We start from the raw sequence: 3,156 nt of genomic DNA on the forward strand, positions 1-3,156 counted from the left end.
CCCAGCGGGGTGACCACGGCGGCGGTGCCGCAACCGAACACCTCGGTGATCTCGCCGCTCTCGATGCCCTGGCGCCACTGCTCGACCGAGATCGTGCCCTCCTCGGCCGGGATGCCGAGGTGGGCGGGAGACTCGTTCAGTCGCGACCCGGCACACTCACCGGGGAGACACCCGCTTCGTTCACGGATCGGTGTGCCGAGGGTATGTCCGCCGGTCGGGCCGAAGCTTCGTCCGGGCGGATAAGGCCGCGCGACGGAATCTGTAGAGAAGGACGAAGATCGTCGGCTGCCTGCACGGCCGGGCTCATGTGATTCTTGTCTCAGAGCCCTGATTCATGGGACGGGTGCGGACGGTGCCGCCGGTGTCAGCGAACCGGATCCGCGTCAGGGTCGCCCTGGGTCGTCGACCGCCCGGGGGGCTGTAGCCGAAGGTGCAGCATGGCCGCGAAACGGGCGTCGGCGTCCTGCAGGTCGATCTGGCCGATCTCGGCGACCCGACGCAGCCGGTACCGGAAGGTGTTCGGATGGACGTACTGCGTCGCGGAAGCGGCGTTCACGTCGCCGAACGCCTCCAGCCACGCCCGCAGCGTGGCGACCAGGCGGGTGCGGTGCAGGGAGTCGTAGTGGGTCAGCCGCGCGACCGGGCCGCCGAGCGCGTCGCCGCGCTCGGCGATCGTCTCGGCCATCTCCGCCAGCAGCGCTTCGAGCTGGACATCGCTGATCGAAGCCACGCAGGCCTCGCCGTCCCGGTTCCGCAGTACGTTCAGTGCCCGGTGCGCCCCGGCCCGCGACCGGCACAGTCCGCTGTGGCCGGTGCCGACCTCGCCGATGCCGACGATCAGCCCGTGCCGGATCCCGATGCGCCGCAGGAACTCCTGCGCCACCGCGGCGACGCGCTGCGCGCCGTCGGCGCTCTGCTGCGGCACCGGCACGATGGCGTACACCACGTCGCCGACGACGGCCACGGCCGAGCGCGGATGGACGGCGGTCAGGTGCACCGCGAACGCGTCGGCCACGCGTTGACGTTCGGCGACCAGGTGCGCGCGCTGCACGGCGGACGGCTCGGCGGGAGAGCCGATGACGTCGAGGGCGACGACCACGGCGGCCCGCTCGGCCAGCCCGAGGCGCGCGACGGCCTGCGCCGCGCCCGGCCCGGACTCCAGCGCGGTGGCGACCAGGTCGGCGTGCAGCCGCCGCCCGACGTCGGCCCCCGCGCGCAGCCGCATCATGTGCAAGGCGACGAGCTTGGCCGCATCGCGCAGCGCCAGCGCACGCTCGGCCGACAGCGGCGCCCACACCGCGGCCCAGATCGTGCCGAGGATCTCGTCACCGGCCCGCACCACCAGCGCGGCCCTGGGCATCTCGCCGTGACCTATCAGATCCGGCAGAGGATCGACGAACACCGGTTCCTCACTGCGGTACAGAGCCTGGTAGACACCGCGCTCCTCAAGGATGCGCGTGTACTGCGCCGGGACCTGCCGGCCGAGGATGGTCGCCACCCGCGAGGCGTCGGCTTCGTCCTGGCGGCCCGAGAATGCCAGAACCCGGTTACCGCGGTCCTCGATGGTGATCGGCGCGTCCAGCAATGCCGCGATGGCGTTCGCGAGCGCGAACAGGTCGCCGGCCGGCGTCCCGAACATCGTCGGCGTGCCCACCTCGGCGATGTCGCCTTCCGCGATCAGCGACCTGACCATAGCCGCCAGCTGCGCCCAAGTCGCCCCGGGCGTCAGGGCCAGCACGGTGACCCCCGAGCGCAAGGACGCGGCCTCGACGACCGGATCAGCGACGACGGGCGCTCGGACCACCAACGCGGCCGCGCCGGCCATGACGGGGTCGGTGAGCAGCGCGGCGATCGACGCCGGCTCCCGCACCCCCACCCCGAGGACCAGCGCGTCCAGGCACGACACCTGCTCCTCCAGCGGATCGTAGATGACGACGCCGCCGACCGGGGCCTGCGAGACCGCATCGCCGCACACCACCTCGAGCAGGGTGCTGCCCAGGTCCTCGATGACCCGGCCCAAGCTGGCCCGCAGATGCGCCTTCATCGCCAATCGCACGCCTTCCACATCTACGAGCCGCACCCACGCCGGGATCCCTCGCCGTCCACGGCATCCTGACGCCGCCGGGTCTCCGTTGGCAAGGATCTTGGGCTGGACCCGTCGCCGCGGCTGCCATGCTGGGCGCATGGAGGCGGCCCGATGCAGCCGGTCACCGGCGTCTGGCGTCTGGCACCTGGCACCGGCCGGCCGGCACCTGCCGCTGATCGCCACCTCGCCGGGCGCCGGACCGGCGGAGTCCCCCGGAGTGCCGGTCAAGCGCTTCTGCATCCACAACGACGGAGCCTGCGACGCGAATTCGCTGTACTGGGGCCTGGGCCGCCTGACACCGCCGGGGCGCCCAGATTCCGCACCTGTCCACGTCGCCTCGGATAGGCCAGATGAGTTGGCCTCTTCCGCCATCCGAGGGAGTTCACGTTCGGCTCTTGTCACTCCGGGCTACGTGCAGAGCGTAACGAGTGGCCGCCAATGGGGCGGCCGCCAGCTCGCCGAAGGAATCCCACCCCCGTGTCACTGTTCACCCGCGCTCGGGCTGCCGCCATCGCGTGCCTGTCTGCTCTCGTCCTCAGCCCGTTCGTGCTGGCCGGCTCGGCGGCCGCGGCCGGACCCATCCCCTTCGGCGCCGCGGTCCGGCTCACCAACACCGCGGTCAACGCCACCATGGTGCCCTGGAGTGGCAGCACCGCCCCCGGGGCGGTCGTACGGGTCTGGCCTGCCAAGTACACCGGAGACGTGTGGAGCTACCACCCGTTCCCGGGCAGCCACACCGCGGGCTGGCTGGTCAACGACAACTCCGACCTGTGCCTGGCGGCCCAGGACCCGACCGCCGACAGCCCGCTCAGGCTCGAGGGCTGTGACGAATCGCCGACGGAGGCCTTCGTGGCGTTTCCCCGGCCGAATGGCTTCACGATCCGCCTCCTCGACCGTCCCAACCTCGCGATCGGCCTGAAGACCCCCAACTGGTCCGGCTCCAACCTGACGCTGCGCAACTCCTACGCCGGGGCGCCGGTGGTGCCCAATGAACTGGTCTGGACGATCAGCGCCGCCTGACTCCCTGACGCGCGGCGGTCCGCACGGCCGCCGCACCGCCCCTAACCCCC

General features: G+C 72.0%; 2 protein-coding genes and 1 pseudogene. 1 reads left to right on the plus strand and 2 read right to left on the minus strand.

The window, feature by feature from the left end; genetic code table 11:
* Together IZR01_RS54640 and IZR01_RS48735 are read right to left on the minus strand one after the other, a co-directional pair.
* A pseudogene (locus IZR01_RS54640) lies at window positions 1-167 on the minus strand (branched chain amino acid aminotransferase); the annotation flags it as partial.
* Between the two features lie 197 nt (window positions 168-364).
* A complete protein-coding gene (locus tag IZR01_RS48735) occupies window positions 365-2,080 on the minus strand; it encodes a PucR family transcriptional regulator (RefSeq protein WP_323747324.1) in 1,716 nt (571 codons plus the stop codon).
* A gap of 483 nt (window positions 2,081-2,563) precedes the next feature.
* On the opposite strand from IZR01_RS48735, the gene IZR01_RS48740 reads away from it, so the two are divergent.
* Window positions 2,564-3,106, plus strand: a complete 543-nt coding sequence (locus IZR01_RS48740) for an RICIN domain-containing protein (protein ID WP_194927842.1) — start codon at window positions 2,564-2,566, stop codon at window positions 3,104-3,106.
* Window positions 3,107-3,156 lie beyond the last annotated feature (50 nt).

Origin of the sequence: Catenulispora pinisilvae, assembly GCF_015356865.1 — a bacterium.
GTDB lineage: Bacteria > Actinomycetota > Actinomycetes > Streptomycetales > Catenulisporaceae > Catenulispora > Catenulispora pinisilvae.